The organism is Acinetobacter sp. ATCC 27244 (assembly GCF_000156555.1).
In the GTDB taxonomy this organism is placed as follows: Bacteria; Pseudomonadota; Gammaproteobacteria; order Pseudomonadales; family Moraxellaceae; genus Acinetobacter; species Acinetobacter haemolyticus.
This window is the reverse complement of record NZ_GG665980.1, coordinates 1-1,249: the sequence shown is the minus strand read 5'-3', so window position 1 is coordinate 1,249 and position 1,249 is coordinate 1. Positions and strand designations below refer to the sequence as shown.

1 protein-coding gene is annotated in these 1,249 nt (G+C 41.2%); it reads left to right on the top strand.

Annotated elements, in window-relative coordinates; all coding sequences use genetic code 11:
* Positions 1 to 84 precede the first annotated feature (84 nt).
* Positions 85 to 1,077, top strand: a complete 993-nt coding sequence (locus HMPREF0023_RS15850) for an IS5-like element ISAba23 family transposase (RefSeq protein ID WP_005028482.1) — start codon at positions 85 to 87, stop codon at positions 1,075 to 1,077.
* Positions 1,078 to 1,249 lie beyond the last annotated feature (172 nt).

Sequence of the window (1,249 nt, the reverse complement as noted above, 5' to 3'; positions counted from 1 at the left end):
GAAACCTTTGCACGAATAAACACACAAAAGTTCATTAAATTGGTATAATACAATAAAATCAATCACCTAGCAAAAAACACGACTATGGCATGGAAACAAACAGGGCAACTCTCCCTAGCAGACAGTCTCATTAACGCTCACAAAGCCATCGAAGAATTAGATGAACTACACAACCTAATTGACTGGCAAACTATCGAGCAAACCTTACGCCACGTTCATAGCAGTGAGCGTGGGGAATCTGCCTTTCACCCTGTCATCATGTTTAAAGTATTACTCTTACAAAAACTCTATAACCTATCGGATCCAGCCATGGAAAAACAACTGGCACGAGACTTACTATTTCGTCGCTTTGTTGGCCTATCATTAACGGATGATGTACCCGACCATAGCACCATTTGGCGATACCACAAACACCTAGGTGAGCTTAGACTGATTGAACCATTGTTCAACCAAATCAATGAGCAACTAGCCCAACAAAACATTTTTATCAAAGCGGGCAGTGTCAGCATCATCGATGCCAGTATCGTTGAAGCTAAAAACAAACGACCTAAGAAAGGCAAACACACCGACAATACCCAAGATAACGAAGCCGCCTATGTCAGTAAAAAAGACAGTACAGGTAAAGTAAAAACCACCTACGGCTTTAAAATTCATCTCAACTGTGATGAAGACAGCTTTGTCAAAAAGGTTGAAACTACCCCTGCCAATGTCCATGATTCCCAATGTTTTACCACGCTGTTAACAGATGATGAATCAGCCGTGTATGCTGACAGTGCGTATAAAAGCCAAGCCCATGATGACTACCTTGCCGAGCATGAACCACCGATAAAAAATCATATTCATGATAGAGCATGGCGCAATACACCCTTAACCGAACAGCAAAAACGCAATAATACCCAAAAGAGCCAAACTAGAAACACCGTTGAGCGGGTCTTTGGACATTTTAAACTGCATTATGGGATGAGCAAAGCTCGTCATTTAGGGTTAATGCAATTTCATACCAGCACTTTGCTTGCAAGCATGGTGCATAATTTAAAAACTGCCCTAAGCTTGAAACGAAAATACGGACTCGCCTAGGGTTATTGTGTCTGTTGGTTAGTAAGCTCAGCCAATAGACACAAATTTAACAACCATTTGGAGATTTTATCCATGATTTAGCCATTGTTTTGCTTATTTCATTGCCATTCTTTGTTTTTTTTCGGTTTGGTGGTATGCCTCGAGCAAAGGGGCTGTTTCGTGCAAAGGTCTC

Bases quoted from the DNA above. Each gene is read 5' to 3' on its own strand.
- HMPREF0023_RS15850 (WP_005028482.1), top strand. From the start codon at position 85: ATGGCATGGAAACAAACAGGGCAACTCTCCCTAGCAGACAGTCTCATT.